General features: G+C 60.7%; 14 protein-coding genes. 8 read left to right on the forward strand and 6 right to left on the reverse strand.

What is annotated here, in order from left to right:
- Window positions 1–65: 65 nt before the first annotated feature.
- Window positions 66–707, reverse strand: coding sequence for a hypothetical protein (locus tag JJB99_RS00930; protein ID WP_200496965.1), 642 nt, complete (start codon window positions 705–707; stop codon window positions 66–68).
- A 260-nt stretch (window positions 708–967) separates the two neighbouring features.
- Here JJB99_RS00930 and JJB99_RS00935 point away from each other — a divergent pair, with 260 nt between their 5' ends.
- From JJB99_RS00935 to JJB99_RS00945, 3 genes are all read left to right on the forward strand, one after another.
- Entirely contained in the window at window positions 968–2,161 is a 1,194-nt protein-coding gene (locus JJB99_RS00935) for a PGN_0703 family putative restriction endonuclease (protein ID WP_200496966.1), read from the forward strand.
- A complete protein-coding gene (locus JJB99_RS00940; RefSeq protein WP_200496967.1) occupies window positions 2,154–2,495 on the forward strand; it encodes a DUF2958 domain-containing protein in 342 nt (113 codons plus the stop codon). Before JJB99_RS00935 ends, JJB99_RS00940 begins: the two co-directional genes overlap by 8 nt.
- Before the next feature lie 595 nt (window positions 2,496–3,090).
- Window positions 3,091–3,717: an ATP-dependent DNA ligase gene (locus JJB99_RS00945; RefSeq protein WP_200496968.1), complete on the forward strand. Its 627-nt coding sequence runs from the start codon at window positions 3,091–3,093 to the stop codon at window positions 3,715–3,717.
- Between the two features lie 781 nt (window positions 3,718–4,498).
- Here JJB99_RS00945 and JJB99_RS00950 read toward each other — a convergent pair.
- On the reverse strand, window positions 4,499–4,729 hold the full coding sequence (locus JJB99_RS00950) for a helix-turn-helix domain-containing protein (RefSeq protein ID WP_200496969.1): 231 nt from the start codon (window positions 4,727–4,729) through the stop codon (window positions 4,499–4,501).
- Between the two features lie 137 nt (window positions 4,730–4,866).
- Between JJB99_RS00950 and JJB99_RS00955 the strand changes: the two genes are divergently transcribed.
- Genes JJB99_RS00955 through JJB99_RS00975 form a run of 5 tightly spaced genes read left to right on the forward strand, consistent with a single transcriptional unit; the run spans window position 4,867 to window position 7,700 of the window.
- Window positions 4,867–5,439 (forward strand): DUF4339 domain-containing protein, encoded by a 573-nt coding sequence (locus JJB99_RS00955; RefSeq protein WP_200496970.1) that lies wholly within the window; start codon window positions 4,867–4,869, stop codon window positions 5,437–5,439.
- Between the two features lies 1 nt (window position 5,440).
- Complete coding sequence (locus JJB99_RS00960) at window positions 5,441–5,860, forward strand: superinfection immunity protein (RefSeq protein WP_200496971.1); 420 nt, start codon at window positions 5,441–5,443, stop codon at window positions 5,858–5,860.
- A gap of 34 nt (window positions 5,861–5,894) precedes the next feature.
- Window positions 5,895–6,656 carry a PP2C family protein-serine/threonine phosphatase gene (locus JJB99_RS00965; protein WP_200496972.1) on the forward strand — a complete coding sequence of 254 codons (762 nt, stop codon included), beginning with the start codon at window positions 5,895–5,897 and terminating at the stop codon, window positions 6,654–6,656.
- A 16-nt stretch (window positions 6,657–6,672) separates the two neighbouring features.
- Window positions 6,673–7,212: a hypothetical protein gene (locus JJB99_RS00970; protein ID WP_200496973.1), complete on the forward strand. Its 540-nt coding sequence runs from the start codon at window positions 6,673–6,675 to the stop codon at window positions 7,210–7,212.
- Window positions 7,209–7,700 (forward strand): hypothetical protein, encoded by a 492-nt coding sequence (locus tag JJB99_RS00975; protein ID WP_200496974.1) that lies wholly within the window; start codon window positions 7,209–7,211, stop codon window positions 7,698–7,700. The genes JJB99_RS00970 and JJB99_RS00975 overlap by 4 nt, the downstream gene beginning before the upstream one ends.
- Before the next feature lie 339 nt (window positions 7,701–8,039).
- Here JJB99_RS00975 and JJB99_RS00980 read toward each other — a convergent pair whose 3' ends face one another.
- From JJB99_RS00980 to JJB99_RS00995, 4 genes are read right to left on the reverse strand one after another with little or no spacing between them, the layout of a single operon-like run.
- Window positions 8,040–8,795, reverse strand: coding sequence for an HNH endonuclease (locus JJB99_RS00980; protein WP_200496975.1), 756 nt, complete (start codon window positions 8,793–8,795; stop codon window positions 8,040–8,042).
- Between the two features lie 13 nt (window positions 8,796–8,808).
- Complete coding sequence (locus JJB99_RS00985; RefSeq protein WP_246775116.1) at window positions 8,809–10,791, reverse strand: chromosome segregation protein SMC; 1,983 nt, start codon at window positions 10,789–10,791, stop codon at window positions 8,809–8,811.
- On the reverse strand, window positions 10,775–15,625 hold the full coding sequence (locus tag JJB99_RS00990; RefSeq protein WP_200496976.1) for an Eco57I restriction-modification methylase domain-containing protein: 4,851 nt from the start codon (window positions 15,623–15,625) through the stop codon (window positions 10,775–10,777). The genes JJB99_RS00985 and JJB99_RS00990 overlap by 17 nt, the downstream gene beginning before the upstream one ends.
- Before the next feature lie 3 nt (window positions 15,626–15,628).
- Window positions 15,629–18,394 (reverse strand): DEAD/DEAH box helicase, encoded by a 2,766-nt coding sequence (locus tag JJB99_RS00995; RefSeq protein ID WP_200496977.1) that lies wholly within the window; start codon window positions 18,392–18,394, stop codon window positions 15,629–15,631.

The following is an 18,394-nucleotide window of genomic DNA, read 5'->3' on the forward strand; positions in this document are numbered from 1 at the left end:
GCTTTTCATGACAACGCGGCGGCCAGTTACGGCCGCCGCGGGTGAGTGGATGGAGGCATAAGCCGTCAATGCATCATGAAGGACAAGCATCCGCCGAGTTCGAGAGCATCCTGACGGTATGGCTCATTGAGTGTGATGACCTCTTCATCCCACGTAGGCTCTTCCGCGTACTTGGATGTGAATTTCAACGGCGTGGAGAGCGGCCCGTCGCCGCGGAAGGCGACCGTTTCTGCACAACCAACGATGAATTCGAACCCTGCCGTTCGTGCGAGCCGTCGCGAAAGTGGGCCGGAGCCCGAGCACGCGCGACGCAACTCGTCGTGGAGTTCAGGAAAGCACCACCAATCATATTCGCCGAATAGGAACGCGTGCGACAGCTCCTCAGTGTTGTCGATGTCCTTGAAGCGAAGGCGAGCCTTCTCGATCTCTTTGGAGTCTACATCATTCAAGGTTTCGAAATAGTCGTCGGGGAGGTCCGCAAAGTCGTCGTCGAAGTAGCCGTCGGGCAAAGTTTCGAACAGATCGGCGTTTTCGAGTTCGGCAGGTGCGGTGGGAACCGAAGGCGCGGCGTTAGTTGGCGCTTTCGGCGCCTTCGACGTCCCCTTGGGTGACTTGGACGTGGACGTGGACGTGCTATCGCCGACATCACGCGCCCAGACAAGAGTTAAGTGTTTGATCTTCTTTGGAATATCTGATCGATCGGCCATTGGCCCCTCTCATGGTCGGGCCTCGGCACGTCATGAGCGGAGCACCCATACAATATAGAGGAACAAAGAACGAACCTATGAAAACCCATTATCACAATCGCGTGAATTGAATTTGCCGATCATTTAGAGGCCGGTCGGCTGGTTTCTTGGTTTGGATCTAGGATCGGATCACTTTCTCGTCCCGTCAACCAACGTCAATTCCACCATCGGCTCGCTGAATCTCTCTCGCCACAACGGCAACAACAAGAGAGAGAGACACCTTGAGCAACACCGAAGCAACGACACCAGCCTCCGCCTCATCAGGCACCCGGAAAAGAAAAGCCAAATTCACGCAACTCACCCAGACCCCTTGGGTGCCGGAGCGCATGCTTCAGGAATACGGCGGCACATGCAATATTGACTCAAGATTCCGCCGCTGCGCCCGTATGCTCCAAATTTTCTGGATGCGCGACCACGGCATCGCCAATGCAATTCCCGACGCCGCGAGTAGCACGCATCTCGGCTCCTATCTCAGCTCCGATGCCGCGGAGGCCGGCCTCAATTTCCTGACCCCCGAAATCCACCTCCTCGCGCTACGCGAAATGCTTCTCCGCGAAGACGACGCCGCCATAGACGAAGATCGGCTCGTTGCGAATTCGTTGAGCTCGCAGCCGCTGGTGTTCAATGCGTTCGGTCCATTGGCGCTCGACGTCAAGCTGGCCACCAAGGTGTTCCGTCAACTTCTGCCCGACTTCGTCCAATCGGTCGAGAAAGTCGTCTTCGAACATTCTCCTGGACGGCGCGATGACCGCTTCCTCGCCGATCGCTCCGCCTTCGACGTCGCTGTTCATGTCAAGACACCGGAAGGCGGGTCCGGCATCGTCTATGCCGAGATGAAATACAGCGAAGACATGACCGGCCCCGCGGCACGCTGGCGGGAACGCTACGAACAGGCATTTAAGGAGGTTCGTTTATTCAAGGATCCCACCAGCCCGATCCTTCGTTCCATACCGGTCGAGCAATTGGCCCGTGAACATTGCCTCAGCCAGCTTGCGGTCGACAACGGCGTAACACCGCGCGCTATGTTCATCGGCATCGGGCCTCGGCTCAATCGGCGCGTCCAGGCCGCCTTCTTCGTCTATGCCAACGAGTTGCTGCCGATCGACGAGACCGATCGATCACGCGTCGGCTTCCAGCATTTCACCCTGGAGACGTTCATCGATGCCATTGACGTGGCAGGCGATGGGGAAACTGCTGACCAGCTTTGGAAGCGCTACTGCGACTTCCAGCGCGTCTATGACGCCGCTCTTGCGGTCATTGCGCCGAAGACCCCCGTCAATGAGACGCCGAGTCCGGTCGCAGATCAAGCCGCCCATGATACGAATCTTCGTCCTCAAGAGGGCTCTCGCAAGAAGCGAAGCCGACCGGCTCATCCCGCGAGCTCTTCCGAAGTCACGGATGCTGCGAATGCATGACTCAGCTCTTCTACCGGACGAATTGAAGATTCGTTTGTTCGCGAACGCCTTGGCGGATGAGCGCGACCATTTTCCGGTGGTCAAACTGTTCACGCCTGACGCAGGCGCGACCTGGCTCCTCGTAGAGTGTGACCCTGACGAGCCGGATCGGTTGTTCGGCCTGTGTGACCTGGGTCTCGGGCATCCGGAGCTCGGCTGGGTCAGCCTCGCGGAAATCGAGGAGATCAGAGGTCGCCTGGGCCTTCCCGTGGAACGGGACCTTCATTTCACCCCGGACAAGCCGATTTCGGTATACGCCGCTGAAGCCCGAGCCAAAGGCCGCATCGTTGCCTAAGAAAAGGAAGCAGTGCAATCACCAGTGGGGCCATGAGCCCCACTGTCAGCCTGCCTTCATCAATTTCTACGAATGCGCAAGCTGCGGTACCACGTGGGAAGACACATGGTCCTGCGGTTGCGACGACGCGTGCCCGAACTGCCGCGCAGATACGTCCCCGGTCGACTCTCAAGAGGTCGCAGCTTGCGCATGTGATTACCTCGGGCACTAAGACGGAATTCGACTGCAACCGTGTCCTCGCATTCAAAACGCCCCGTCGCGGTAAAAGGGACGGCGTTGATGCATCGCTCTCCCACTGGCGCGAAAAAATCACACGGTCGGCGCGTGAAACACGACTATATTTTCTGCCCCCGCCGACCAGTCGGCCCACCCCTCCGCTCTCCTACCCCTCCCTTCCCTGCACTACCCCTGCGCCCGCTCAATTCGAAGAACCCACGAAGCGAAGCGTTTTCAGGACGGTTGCCTCCAACGTAACATTTCGAAGTACTCCCCGAATCCCGGCGACAACAACCTAGCTGCCACGGGACCCATGACGGACCGAAAGATCAACAATCCACGTTCATGGAATGGAAAGGCTCTCGCGGGTGACTGGTTGGTGACGCTGAAACTGGATGGAGTTCGTGCGATATGGCATGACAAGCGCGGCTGGTTGAGCCGGGCGAATAAGAGTCTCCATAACATTCCTCCTTGGCGCGCGGGTCAACCGCGAGACTGCGAGGTCTTCGTCAACAACTTCCGCGACACAATCAGGGCGACCCGTACCAGGTGTCTCAAGCAAGACACGCCCTCGATTGCACAAGAACACCTCTATGGCCTCGCCCTTCTCGACCAGCGCCTTCGTTGGGGAAGCTTGACCAACCCCACCCCCGCGGACATACGCGCCCAGCTCCAACGCGCCAATGACCTGGGCTACGAGGGTGTTGTCCTTCGTCAGGGCGACCATTGGATCAAGGTCAAGCCTGCGGAGACGCACGACGTCCTCATCACGGGATTCGCTGAAGGCAAAGGCAAGCATGGCGGCCGGTTGGGCTTCGTCACAACTGTAAAAGGCGCCGTGGGCGCGGGTTTCTCCGACAGCGAACGCGAGACTCTGTGGGCCGAAGCCAAGGCCCGAACGTTGGTTGGCCAAGTCATCGAGGTTAGCTGCCTCGAGCTCACGGCGGACAGAAAGTTCCGGCACCCGTTCTTCGTCCGCATGCGTCCAGACAAGACAGTCCCATAGGCAGCTCGATCCCGTGTCCACAGGCGCTTAGTATGATAAATCAGAAAGGCGCTTTTGCTGTCCTCGCCTTTTAGTCCATGCTGCGTGCTGCAACGCTCCAAACAATGTCGAAAGTAATCATGCAAACAAACGAAAAACGAAATCGAAATTAAGGATGTCCGCTGTTGAAGCCTTGGCCTTGAGGGGTCGGATCGAGGTTGCCGCGAAAGAGGGGAATATGCTCAGCTTGATGATGCCTAATGGCAAACCGCTGGGAGAGTGTACACGTAACGACCTGACTGAGCTCGCACAAGCAATTGAGGACGCCGGGTCTGAGCTCGATCGACTCAAACAATTCTTCTCAGCCAACGAATAATTGGTGGCGCATTCGCTAAATGCCTTTTGGCGAAGTTGCCGCGTTCGAATACCACATCACATCAGCTTGCGGAGGGTTCGCTGGATGAACGTATGCCCATTGGCTTAATGAGAGGAAGCGGAGAGCTCGCCTATGGCGTGCGCGTAATCAAAATATCGATGCCACACGCCGCTGCAATCGCATTTTCCACCTCCCCTCTGGAGTGAGACTGCGACGCATCCTTCTGAGCACCGCCTGTACAATGCACGCGAGTAAACATCGGTCTCTTCCCAATGAATCAACATTGAGCTTCGTGCGAGTCTCCCCAGAGCAGCGGCTAGGGGTACCGGCACGTGAGGGGCTTTCGGAAACGTGGCGTAGCCCGATGAAACCGCAAGGTGCGAAGCTCAAAGAGCCCCTTCATCGGGGGCTCTTTCCATAAGAAGACTACTTTTTCCGCGCCTTCTTGGGAGGCGGCTTCAGAAACTCGGCAGCCTCGACGTCCAGTACCTTTGCCAGCTTTCCGATTATTTCCAGGCCTACGAACGTCCCACCCTTTTCCAGCTTGCTCATGTAGGTCCGGTTCACGCCGGCCTCATAGGCCAAATCCTCCTGGGACAGCCCTTTGGCGTGCCGAAAGCGGCGCAAGTTCGCAGCAAAGACTTGGCGGAGGTCCATGCCTCAAGCAATCAAGGCACCGCTTATTAACCCACCGCTTTAAACAGACAAAATTCTGGACTTCGCGCCGCTAGAAACATTACAAACCAACAACCGAATCTAGACCAAGCGCGGGCTATCAACACCGGGGGGCCAATTTGAGCGATACAGCGGCAAGGGACGATGCATGGTTCTATGCAGAAGGCGGCCAGCGCAAAGGCCCTGTGCCCTCCGACAAGCTACGCGAATTATTGGCGGCTCAGATGATCGACGGAGAGACCCCAGTCTGGCGTAAAGGCTTGGCTGACTGGCAACCATTGCGCACAACAGAACTCGGGACAGAGCTCAAGGATACTCCACCGCCCATCGCCGCGAACCACGTGAACAATGGTTTCGTGTGGGCGCTCGCCTTCGCGCCACTTGTCTATCTCTTCGTTGACGTCGCTCTACTCAATTACCAAAACAGCCATCCGGCAGGTGACGAGTTTTTCGACGCGTTTCTATCACCGCTCAGTTGGCTCGTTCCGGTGTTGACGAATGCGGGGCTGTGCCTAATCGACACGGAACAGCTCAAGCGTGCCGGCTACAGCGCGGGGTGGCTAACGCTCTTCGCACTGCTTTTGGCTCCAGTCTATCTTTTCGTGCGCGCGCAACGTCTTCGTCAGACTCCATTTTATGGATTTGTTTGGATCGCATCGTTCATCGCGTCGATCATTTTGCGGGCGGCGTGACGTGCAAACAGATTCCCATACCGACGACTTTATTTTCCTGGTGATTTTTTTCCTGGCCATCGGGATCATCTACATCGCGCCGACCCTCGTAGCATTCCGGCGCAACCACCCCAACCGTTGGATCATCATGGTCATCAATATCGCCTTCGGCGGCACGATCATCGGATGGGGAGTCGCGATGGTGTGGGCGATGCGGGTGGCTCACCGAATAGGCTCTACAAGCAGCGGGGGCGAGTCCGGTCTCAACCTGTTCATCAACGACGTGAAGAAGATTCAGCTCGTCGACCCTCCACCTTTGCCACAGACATCCACCGTGCAAGAGCTGGAACGTATCCATGATCTCCTCGTGCGTGGTGCGATTTCTCAGGTTGAATTCGACGGCCTGAAGGCCAAGCTGTTAGGTGGCGCTTCGTCACAATAATAGGGGTTCCCTTCATCGAGGCCTGAGCGATCACATGACAAGTTGGATCATTGCCGGCTTCACCAATCGGGGGCGCGTACGTCCGCATAATGAGGATGCCGTTGCCATCGGCGACCGTATCCTTACCGGCGACATGGACGCACCGCTCGTCGTGACGTCACCGGGCGATTGCTGCCTCCTGATGATCGCCGACGGCATGGGTGGCCATGCGCACGGCGCGATGGCCAGCCGAGCCGTGCTCGATTACCTGGTTGCTGCGGTTGATCGGCTTTCAAATTCAGCCTCCTGCGCCGAGGCGATCGAGGAAACCAATCGACACCTCTACGAACTCATGCGAGAGCACGAGGAAGCGCTCGGCATGGGTTCTACGCTCGTGGGAGCCGTTCTGACGGCCGGCCAACTACTCACATTCAACATCGGCGACAGCCGCGGCTATCTGCTCAGCGCAGGCCAATTGGTGCAGCTCAGCCAAGACGATGTACCCGAAGGCGAGAGCAGCCACATCAGTCCCCGCAAGTCCCACGCCATCACCCAAGCTTTGGGCGGCTCTCCATTTCCAATCATGGTCGAACCTCACATCTTCGTCGACGCGCCGCTTGCGCCAGGTGAGACCCTGCTCTTGTGTAGCGACGGCCTCAGCGACATGGTCAGCAGCCACGCGATCAGCGAGGCATTGGAGACAGCCAAGGACCCGCTTCATGCCGTGAAGCATCTTGCTGCGAAAGCATTTAGCGCCGGAGCGCGGGACAACGTCTCCTTGCTTGTCGCACGCTGTTCGGTCGCGTCTGAATTGTAGCGAGAGGAACCATTTTATGGAGTTTGCGCACCCTTTCAGAACTTACTGCATCGCAACGATCTGTATCGCAATCAACTGCTCAAGCAGCTCAGCAGAAGTCATCGTCTACAAAGAAGCTTGCGCACATGACGCATTCGAAGACTGGAATCTGAGGTGCAAGATCAACAAGAACACCTTCACCGCTGACCCCACCGATTTCCGAACCACCGCTTTCAGGGAGATCAGATCGATAACGATCTGCGCATCGTTCAATAACGGCGGCGCACTGAACATCCCCGCAACCATCGTCCACAATTACAATGACGGCAGGCAGTCCAAACCGACTGAGCTTTTCGACAGCGTAAAATTTCAAGGTAGTTTGACGGCCAACAGAATGTCTTGGGTCGGAACAAGTCCGCGGCTCGCACCGGCCTGGCCTCGGGCGTGGAGCATGAGAGCTGATCTACTTCAGACCGGTCGGCAGAATTCATTCACCTACACAGCGACCTTACTGAATGGCCAACAGCCGGTCGGGGAGATACGAGGCTCATGCAGCTTTCTTGAGGACGACAAATGATCGGCCGAGCACATAAAGCCATCCTGTGTTTCAGCCTTGCCATGCTCACGGGACTTTGGTCCAAGCAGTCTTGTGCCGCAAACGTCTATCTTCACAAGGGAGAAGGTGGGGCAGGCCTCGATGCCGAACTTCAGCTTGGTGAGGCGGATCAGTTCAATCTGGCCCTGATAGGGTGCAGAAACTTTGCTAGGTCGCAGCGGGTCCAACTCGGTCTGTATGTTAGAGCAGACAAGCTGCCTGCTGAACTCGAACGAGTCGGAAATCGAAAGGACGAAGAGCTGACCCTGTATCTCTGCATCAATGAGACGTGTGAGGAGCGCACCTGGAAGCTCTTGGAGAGCGGGACCGGAGACACCTATTTCACGACCGCCAGCTTTCTGAAGACACGTCAGGTCATCAAATCTATTCGTGTCATCCTGCCAAAGGAAGCGAGGAAGTACGAGTATCGGGGTGACATTGACGGAATTCTGAAGAAAATTTGCCGATAGAGGACGACCAGAAGCTCGCGCCTCAGTCCGATTAAGAGTATGGGCCGGGATATGGGCGGTAGACCAGCCTATTTCGGGAAGCGCTGAAAATTAAGGGCTTTTGCCTCAGTATGGCGGAGAGAGTGTCCAAATAGGGCTATATTGCCCTCATTCGCACATGTTCGCCGATCTTCGGGAAACTCCTGCGCCACAGCGGCAAGCGTACGTCGGACCTCATAGCGTTCATGCCAACTCGCCTGAAGTTCTCGCGCAAATGTAGGCTGGCGTATGGGCCAAGACGTTCGACGGAAGGTTGGGCATTGGATCGAGCCAGCCTCGGCTCCGTCTACGTGTATATCGCTAGTGACTTGCGCGTACTCGTTGGCGATGACGAACGAGCCGGCGGCGATGCTCGTCGGTAAGAGAAATTGGAGTGTGCCAGCGCAGTTCGGCACGCGCGGCTTCGCTGAGGCCGGCCGAGAACTCCGGCCTTCCCTCATCGTCGAAGGTCACGAGTGCGCGGTCGAATGCGGCGTCCCAAAGCGCTGAAAGGAGAAGGCCGTTATGCACGTCGAGCCGTTCGGCGTCGCTTTCGCAATCTGCCCATGGGATGATGTGCGATGCGCGCAGTAGGGCCGGGTCGGAAATCCCGGTGAGGGGACAGCGCCCCTGCCAGTAGTCCATCAGGCGATCGCGAAAAACGTCCTGCCCGATCCTCTGCACGACGAGCCGCTCGACCTCGGTGGTCCGGGGCAGGTCAGCGACCCGGCGCTCAAACTCCTGGAGCGGTGCATCGGGCAGGCTGACACCCAGCTCATAGGTCCGATGCAGCGCCGCATAGAGGGCGCCGAGCGTGTCAAAGAAGAAGCGAGCTCGGCCGGGACCGGAGATGTCGGCTTCGGGTACGCTGAGTTCACGGATGATGCCGAGATGGTCAAGGGCCAGAAGCCATGGCCCTGACGGTCCTATGGCCGCCAGATAGACCGTACCCTTCGCTGTAGTCGAGCCGAAGGCCGCCCAGCCCCTTTCTTCACCCAGTATCCGGCGAAAGCCGTTCTGCGAGGCGGCCTTTTGGCATTCCTCGCGGACGACAAAGGACTGCGGCGATTCAAGCACTGTCCGGCCCTCACTATAGATCGCGCGCCATCAATCGCTCCGAGCCCGGCGCCCCTCTCAGGACCAGCCTCAGCCAGGGATCGCGACGAAGGTCATCTGGGGGACGGGTAGTCGTCGTCACGATGTACTGAAATGGCGTTGTCTTCCTCGGCGCCTCAAGCTCGCGCATCAGGCGGAAAAGCTCATCGTAGATGCTGAGGCCGAGATCGGCTTCACGGGGACTGTCGTGAACAAGGAATGCGGGAACACTGGTCGCACCCTCGATGCTCAGACAAAGGCAGGCGAGATCGAAAGCCAACACCTTCAGGGATTCGATGGCGGCTGTTCGGCGATCTCCGTCGACATCGACGGTCAATTGCAGCCTATCGCCGCTCAAGGTCACGGTTCCCTTCGCATTCTCATTGACCATGCGACGAATAATGGCTGAGAATTTCTCCGTTATTCGACCGAAAGTCAGGCTCTGCTTGTCGCGGAAGGCTGCAAGCCGCTCCCGTTCTTTGGTCAACTTTTCGTCGAGGTTAAGCAACCGCTTCCGTACCTCATCTCGCTCAGTCGATAGCTCGGAAAAGCGCTCGACCCCTTCCTTGAGTCGTGTCGCCGCCTGCCAGGCGGACGCACGCGTGTCGCGCACACTTTCGATGGTTTGTACCCTCTTCTCTGCCTGCTCGACTTGCTGGCGCCCGAGAACGGTGGCAGGCTGAAGAGCTTTTAGTCGAGCTTCCAGACTGTCGATCTTTTGCTTCTGATTGCTAACCTCCTGGCGCTTGGCGGCCAGGCGGGCTCGGCAATCTGTCTCATTGTGCAGCTTGTGAGACAATCCGCATTTCTCCGCGAGCGCCTTATCAATCGGCACCTCACAGATCGGGCACACCTGACTGGCCGCATTCTCCGCCGCTGCGGACAGACTTGGCATTTCGCTGGAGAGCAGAGTCAGAACGTGGTTCTCGGCCGGTATCTGGGCCTCCAGGCGGATGCGCTCTTCGTCAGTGCTCCGCAGTATTTCGCGGGCTTCCTGCAACGCCTTGCGGGCCTGTCCGAGTTCCGCGGTGTCGCCAGTCGGAAGCTGGGCGGCCGCAGCGAGCCGCCCGTCGGCGGCCTTTCGAAATACCTCCAGGAGCAGGGGCATCTCGGGCACGGTCTGTCCGGAAAGGCCGAGCTGTTCAATCAATCGTTCGTGGCGTCTACCGCGATCCCAATCGAGGTACGACGCTTCCCGCTCCGCCGTGGCGACTTCGGTTCGCAGCGCTTCCTCCGCGCGTCGAGTTTGCTGTTCCTCTTCAGTAATCGCCATGAGGAACGCCCGAAGCGCCTCGCGCCGCGGTCCGGTTTCACGTCCACTTGCTGGCAATGGTGCATCGGAGCCGGATGCGGGGGAGCGCCAATCGAGAACGTCGTCAAAGCGGCATTCCTGATCGCGCGTGAGCCAGGCGAGCGCTATCGGCCATGCCTTCTGGCTGGGCTGAAGACGAGCCAAACCCGCGACACCGGCCGTCACGATGGCCTGCTCTATCGCCTCGATCAGTGGATCGATGCTTGTTGTCGCACCATCGCCCGCAGCAATCTCATCGAGATTGCCGTCGGCAATCGCGACATGCCGGCGCCGGATGCCGAGTGGCCGCACGACGGCCCAGCACACGCCATCGAGAATCACCTCCGCGCCGACGATCCCATTCGGAAAAGCGACCGCGATCCGTTCCCGTTGGGTTTCGTCGGCGAAGCGCTGCTCGCCGAGGCAGTAGCGCAGCAGGCGGCAGAACAAGGTCTTGCCGCTTCCGTGACCAATGGCGCGCACGCCGCCCGCACTGTTTTCATCGAAACCGTCCGGTGACCAGATGATGTTCAGCCCCGGCCGAAGCATGATGTCCTCGCGGATTTTCGGGCCACCGGGCGCCTCCCAGAGCGCCAGGCGCCGCACCCAGAGGCGCGGCTCTTTCAGGCCCGCCGGAACGGTCAGGCTGAGCTTCGGGGCATCGAACATCTCATGCTGCTGCGACATGCGTGACCCAGCTTCGAACCTCGTCGGGCAAGGAGGTGACCGTCGCATCCAGATCGAGCGAACCTAGCGCCTCCAGCACGAATCCAGACCGTCCATCCGGCCAGCCAGCAGTGTCGAACGCATCGAGGCCCGGCCCCGGCGCCCATGTTCCCGCCGACAGGTTCTCGATCAAACGTCCGTTGCCGCGATGGTTGGAGACGGCTGTGCCCCAGCCCTGATTGCTGCGTGCCGCGAAGCCGATCACATTCCCCGTACGCGGCTCGGCCTCCTTTCCGACCAGCCGTCGCCACTCCCGCGCTCCTGGCTCCGGGAGCAGCGACGTCAGAAGGTGCGGCTCCAGTATCATCGCGGCAGCGAGGCGGATCGTCCGGCTCGGCGTCGGCCCGTTGACCGCCTTGAGGATCGCGGTCAGGGCAGCGCCAGCGTCATTCGGCTGCTGCGCTGCGCGCGTCCAAGTTCCATCGGGCAGAGCGGCGAGAGCAGGCTTCTGAATGGTTGGTGCTGTATGTGCGCCCTGACTCGCCCCGAGTCCGAGAGCGACGAATGTCCCATCGGCCTCCATCCGCTGCCACGCTTCCAGCACCAAACGCTCGGTGCGGTATCCGCCGTGGAGGCGGATTTCCTTTTCCTTCAACACGCGGAAGGTTTCGGAGGGATAGTCCACGCCCTTAACCTTGGCCGGGTCGAGCACGTATTGCAGCTCTTCATGGGTCAGGCCGTATTTACTGGCGAAGAAGACATCGAGTTCGGCACGTACTTGCGCGCGGCGATTCTCATTCCACGCGAAGGGCTGACCGGAATATCCCAGATCCTCCGCCCAAGCCTTCATGGCGTGGCTGGTGTAGGTCAGCTCCAGCACGCGCGGGCGGATGAAGTCGAGATCGTCGGTGGAAAAGGCCGAAGGCGGAAGGACGGGAAACTGGTTCAGGTAGCCAAAAGTCAGGTGCGTGCCCCCGACCTTTTGACGCGCAACGAAATCAAGGACTATGGACGATACGTTGGCGAGGAACGCGCCACCGAGTTCTGCACTGACGTTAAGGAAGAACTGAGGCGACGTGTGCCCTACCGCAACTTTCGGGATCACGCTCGCGATCACCGTCCGTTCATTGGTCGCATTGGTGATGTCCCGCCACGCCATGAGCCAACGCGGCTGTTTCGCGGCAATCAGGAGTTCGGCGAGGCGGAGCGTATCCTTTGGCCCCTCCGCGACGAGGGTCAGATCGGCCACCGTCAGCGGCGTCTCGCACTGCATTTCGTCGCCGGCGGCAAGCGTCTTTGGATCGAGCAGGAAGCGTTCAGGCGATGCCTTGAGCGCTCCACGCCAATCCTGCGCACGGCCGAGGAAATGGAAGATGTCGGCCTCTCGCGCTGGCTTTCCTTCAAGGGCGGGAATGGCACCGGCCAGCCAGATGATAAGCGCCTTAAGTGCCATGGCGCGAGCGCTTTCCTGCGCATCGACGTCTGTTTTTCGGCGTCCCTTTCCACCTTCGCCTCGCGCCAGCCTGACGGCGCTTTTCAATGCCGCCGGCACGCGGGCGGCGCGCAAGATGACCTCTTCCTCCGGCACCCAATAACGCGGCGACGGCTCGAAATCCGGGTTCTGCTTTTCGGCACGGGTGCAGTCTCGGGCGCTTTCCTCATCATTGCTTGCGCCGACGCCAAAGGTCGCCCAGCGGTGATCGAAGTGATGGATCATCTTGGCTTCGTAGAGTGGCACACAGCGCTCGGTGCCTGCCGCAGTCTCCAGCACCCAGTCCGGGCCATCGCGCCGCCAGCCCTCGGCTGCAAACCGCGCCGCTGCTCGGAACCACGCGGCGTCTTCCGCCATGTGCCAGATTCGGCTTTGAAAGGTGGCGCCCCAAGGATTTCCCTCCGCCCCCTTCGCCTCTTCAATCAGCACGGGCACGCGGGCATAGAGCTTCGCCGTCAAGTCGGCGTCGGCGCGAGAACGAAAAACAGGCGCAGTGCGGGTATTGGGGTTCAGTCGGGCAATTTCGTCCGAGGCTAGGCTAAAGCGGCGGTCAGGATTTGCAAGGAAAGTGACTTGCCTGAGAAAGAAGGCAAACTCTGACTGGCCATTTGCTGGTACTCCGATGGAGAGTAGAGCAAATTTGAATGCATGATGGACACTGGCAAAGATCATCTCCTCATTCTCGAAGGAATACAAAGCAGACAACCGCTTACTCTCCACCAATGCGGCGAAGAACGGCGCAGTATTGGCATCGGTAGCAATACCAGTGGGAACGATCACACCGGCCCGTCCGGTTGGCTTAGCGAGGCGAGAGAATAGCTCGGCGAAAAGAGCGTAGGTGTTGACATCTCCTCTGCCAGTAAGCCGATATCGTCCCGACGATCGCGCGAATTCGCTTGCCGCCTCTGCCGTGCGCTTGGCGAATATAAAATCCCGCCACAAGCGTCCATCCGCACTCTCAGGATCGGCCGGCTCCAGTGCGTCGATCAACTTCTGCCGCTCCGCCTTGTTGGGCGCACTGGCGATTGCTGGGGAGCGCGCGGCAAAAAACTCCTGCTCCTGGAGCTTGAATCGTTCCCATGGCGGATTTCCGATGACTACGTCGAAACCGCCATCGCACTCCATGACCTCGGGAAATTCGATGAACCAGTGAAAGGCGTTCACCTTCTGAGCGGTTAGCGTAGCTCCCTTGCGCAGATGCTCGGCGGGCACCTGGCCGCCTGCCGCCTGCCACACGTGTTCGGTCAGCGGCATGACGTCTGCACTCGTTGCGGCGCCCGCTGCTTTTGGCGTGAAGAAAGCCGGCATGTAGAAATTGGCCGAGATATAGAGGTCGCTGGCTGTCTTCAGGCTCTGCCAATCATCCGATGCGCGTATTGCCTCGAAGCCACGCGCCTTCGCCTCCACGCTGTCCAGATCGTCTTGCGCCATCTCCTTCAGCTTATGATCCTGCGCGGCTAGGATTTCAGGCGGCGACCAGTCCTGGAACAGTTGCAGATGCTCTTTCGCCCGGTCACGTTGTTCCTTGTTGAGGCGGGCGTAGCGACGGGAGAGTTCCTTGTCGTCGCCGGTCAGCGGCTTGTAGGCTTCATCGGGTAAGCCCTCGCGCAACATCGTGCGGTCGAACACACCTATCAGGCTGTCGCCGCAGCGAATCTGTGCGTCGAAGAAGGCCAGCGGGCGGCCTGGCTCCAGCGCTTCGATCCACAGCGCGACCTTGGTCAGCTCGACCGCCATGGGATTGCGGTCCACGCCATAGAGGCAGCGGCAGGCGACTTCACGCAATGCATGGCGGAAGTCGGCAGCCGAAGGGATTCCTCCGGCGCGATGCCGGGCGACGCGGGTGGCTATGCGCCGCGCCGCCGCTAGCAAGAAATGCCCGGAGCCGCAGGCTGGATCGATCACGGTGAGCTTCAGGAGCGCTTCGACAGGATCGGAAGCTTTAGCTTCCCGCTCATCGAGCATCGGATTGAGCGTAGTGTCGAGCAGGAGCTGCACCAAGCTGTCGGGCGTATAGTAGGAGCCGGTGGTCTTGCGCTGATTACCCTTCTGCTCGGCGGCTTCCGAGGCGAAGACCAGCGCCTTGCCCTCGTCGCCGAGTTGCGGCTGAAGTTCGAGCAGAGATTCGTAGACCGAGCCCAGCTCCTCGGTCTCCATCGCCCGCCAGTTCACCGGCACCATCCCGGCCTTGTCTGAGAGCCAGGACAGCCGGTAGAGCGCCTCCATGAAGGCGCGGTTGCGCAGGCGCGAGGTTTCGAGATGCGGCAGCATGCCGGCGCCGAAGAGGCCGCCAAGCGGCGGCAGGCCGAGCGCCGGCTCGCCGTACGCAAGGCCGCGGAAGACAACCTTGATGCCCTCGTAGCGGTCGTGGTGTTTGTCCCAGGTGGCGCCGCGGGCCGCTTGCGCCCGAAGCGCAGCAAGGCTGTAGCCGTCGGTGTAGAGTTTGCAGGCATCCGGCTTCGCCGCTTCGGGATGAAGCAGGCTGCGGTCCTCGGCCACCATCAGGAAGATGAGGCGATAGACGAGGCGAAGAAGCTCGTTGAACCATTCGGTCCGGTCGATTGCGCCGGATTTCAGGCGGGCGGCGAGATCGGGGTTGGCTTCGAGAAAACCTGAGCCAAGCACCCTGAGCGCGGTTTCGACCTGGGCCGCCAACTTGTCTCGGGCAGCTTCACCCTCGCGCGAGCCGGCCTCGCGCCAGCGTTCGAGCGCGCAATCGGTGACGGGTGCGCCGGCGACGCCGAACCGTGTGCGATGGATGAGCGACCAGAGCACGGCGAAGGAGGCGGCGTCCTCATTCGTGAATATCTGAGCAAGATCGGCCTCGATATAGGCCGGCCGGGTCAGTGAGGCGTTGTCGCGCATGAGGCGGAGGAACGTCCCGTTGGTGACTAGGCCCCAAAGCGCGTCATCGCTGTCGTTGAGATAGTCCTGGAGCGCGAAAGCCGGGGACCGCGAACGACCGGTCGAGAGCGTCGGACTGCGTCGGTCGAGTTTTTCTTCGGCAGGCGGCACGACGACGACAGGAACGCGACCACCGGCGAGGAAGGAGATCACGCCATCGGCCCGAGCGAGATCGTCGAAGCCGAAGGTTTCCGCAAGGAAGGCCCGCACGAAACGCTGCGTCGCCTCGGCCGAGGGTTTCTGAAGTTTGGCGAAGGCATCGAAATGGGACTGTCCGACGCGGAAGGCGGTTGAAACCTCCTCGCGGATCGTCAGCCCCTTGCGGATTCGATAATCCTCCTCCGTCTGGTCGGATGCCTGTCGGCGGTCGATGCTGGCGACCATGGCGGGCGCGATCAGGTTGCCCTCCAGGGTCAGCGAGGGCCAAGCTAACATGTCGGTGACGGGCTTGCGCGCCATGGCTCAGGCCTCTCCCGGCATCAGTACGAACAGGCCGATCACGTCCGGCGGCAGCACGGCCTCCACGGTGACGCGCGAAGCGGACCCTGACGCGGCGCGGAGGCGCGCGTGGTCGGCCATGAGCTTTCGCGCGCGCGACTGGACGAAGTCGGCGATCGGTCCATCGATCAGGCCCGGCAAGCCCTCCTTCGTCTGGGCGATGAACCTGTCGCGTGCGACGGGCGCGAGATCGGAAGCGGCTGGCACATTGAGCCATTCCCGCGCAGCTTCGCCCACTGCCACGATCCGGTCGCCCTGGATAGCCACCAGGGCTGCTTCCTCCGCCAGCAGCAGCCGCTCCTTGCGGGCATGGACGGTCAACTTGAACCGGACACGCAAGAGAGCAAGGCGCGTCACTTGCTGGACGGCCGCGGTCGGCCAGGCGCCGACCCGGCCAATGCCGAGACCCGACAGGGACTCGGGATCGAGAGAAGCCTCGACCAGCGCTTCGGCAAGGGTCGCCGTCAGGGGATGCGTCCTGGTCAGCAGGGCCGCGCCTGACGGCGCCGGCTCGGCTGTCGCCAAACGCACCGATCCGGCGAGATCGTGCTGAGCAAGACGCTCGCGCAGGCCGGCGTCGAGGGCATCGAGATGAGCCAGGAGCACGGTTTTCCGGGTTTCCAGAGGCACGCCGAAACGCGCCATCGCCCGCTCGACGAACAGTCTCGCATCAGCAGGGGAGCCGAGCAGCGTGCGGACCTTCTCCCATTCCGGGGCGACTTCCTGCGGCTTCATCGCGTTCTGGGCGAAACGCGCGCGTGATTTCTTCTCATTATCGGCGGCATCGCGCCAGCGCGCCTCCATGATCTTGGCGCCGTCGTCAAGGCGAAGATCAAACGCGAGTTGACGGGGCACGCCACGGCGCAGCATCATCGATACCATCAGCGCATCCGTCACCGGCCCTCGTTCCTCGGGGAGCGGCACGATTACACCCGTCGCCTTGCGGATTTCCTCGGCCTTGCGCAGGATGACTTCGAGCACCGCGCCATCGATGGCACTGTCCGGCGAGAACATCATGATCGATCGAACGATTTCCGCCGGCTGGCCGAAGCGATCGACCCGCCCCTCGCGCTGTTGATGCCGGGTCGGATTCCACGAAAGGTCGTAGTGAACGACCGTGTCGAAGAGCTGCTGAAGGTTGATGCCTTCGGACAAGCAGTCGGTGGCGACGAGAATTCGCTGAACCGGTTTTCCCTCATCCACGGGCGCCATGTCCGCCACGCGGTCGCGACGCTCGTCCGGAGTGAGAACGCCCGTCACGGCTTCGATGGTCAACTTCGGAAAAGCCTTGCGTAGGCCATCGCGGACATGCTCGGCCGTCGCCAGATAGCGACAGAAGACGACGGGATTTACCCCTTTCTTGATGAGGGGCGTCAGCTCATCGACGAGGGCGGTCAGCTTCGGATCGGGCTTGCCGACCAATTCTTCCGCGCGCCTGACCAATGCGAGAAGCTCAGGATCGGCGTCGAACACCGTGCCCGGTTCGAGATCAACGGCGTCCTCGTCGTCCCCGTCATCATCATAAATTTGAGGTTCGAGGCGATCGCTCTCGTTCAGCACGCGGTTCCGCAGCGCGCTCAGGGCTGCGGCCGGCGAAGAGCCGACACAGCGCATCAGGGCCAACGTGCCCCAGAAGGCCAGGCGCCGCTCCCGCTGCCCAGATCCCGCCCGGGACACGACGCCGAGGCAATAGTCGAGAACGGCTTCCTGGAACCCGCGATGGGCCTCAGACAGCCGATAGGCGAACTCCTTCGTCTCATGCTTCGGGAAAGTGCGATCTTCGTCCCAATCCTCGGAGACGAGATCGATACGGCGGCGCTGGACGAAGTGCCGGGCCAAACTCTCGCGATAGCGCGGGTCCTCGAAGTTCATCGACGCAAATGACGGGTCAATCAGGGAAAGCAGACGCCCGAAAGCCTCCTCGTCGCCGGAATGCGGCGTCGCGGTCAGAAGGATCATCCGGCGCTCGGGATTCCGGGCCAGTCCCGACAGAAGCTCGAAACGTTGCTGGCGGCCCTGGTGCGTGCCGACGCAGGCATGCGCTTCATCGACGATGACGAAATCCGGGCATGCGCGCGCGAAGCCTTCGCGGCGCTTCTCGGCCTTGATATAGTCGAGGCTGACGACCGTGAAGGGATAGGCATCGAACAGGGTCTGAGCGAGCGGCAGGCCACGTTCCAGCCGGCTTGCGGTGCCCGACGTGACCGGCACAGCGGCGATCCCGAAGCGCGCCTTCAGCTCTCCGATCCACTGCTCGACGAGATGCGGCGGGCAGAGCACCGAGAATGCGTCCACCTCACCCCGATCCATCAGCTCGCGCAGGATCAGGCCGGCTTCGATCGTCTTCCCGATGCCGACGTCGTCCGCGATCAGCAGGCGCGGCGCCGACAGACGAAGCGCCATCAGCAAGGGCACGAGCTGATAGATTCGAGGTTCGAAGGCGAGTTGAGCAGCGGACCGGAATGGGCCGGCGCCCCGCCGCAACGTCAGACGCATCGCATCCGCGAGCAACGCCGCTTTCGCCTGAACCGTGACCACAGCGTTTGCCGGGAGATCGAAGCGGGCAGGCTCGACCGGCAGAAGCTCCAGCACCGGATCGAGGACGACGGCGTCGCTGTCGCCGCCCGAAAGGGGACGAAGCGCCAGAATGCCCTCCCTCGGGGACGGCAGTGCGACCCACTCGCGTCCGCGGGCGCGAACCAGGTCTCCGGGGGCAAAATTCACCGTCAT

This window comes from Bradyrhizobium diazoefficiens (assembly GCF_016616235.1).
Classification (GTDB): domain Bacteria; phylum Pseudomonadota; class Alphaproteobacteria; order Rhizobiales; family Xanthobacteraceae; genus Bradyrhizobium; species Bradyrhizobium diazoefficiens_H.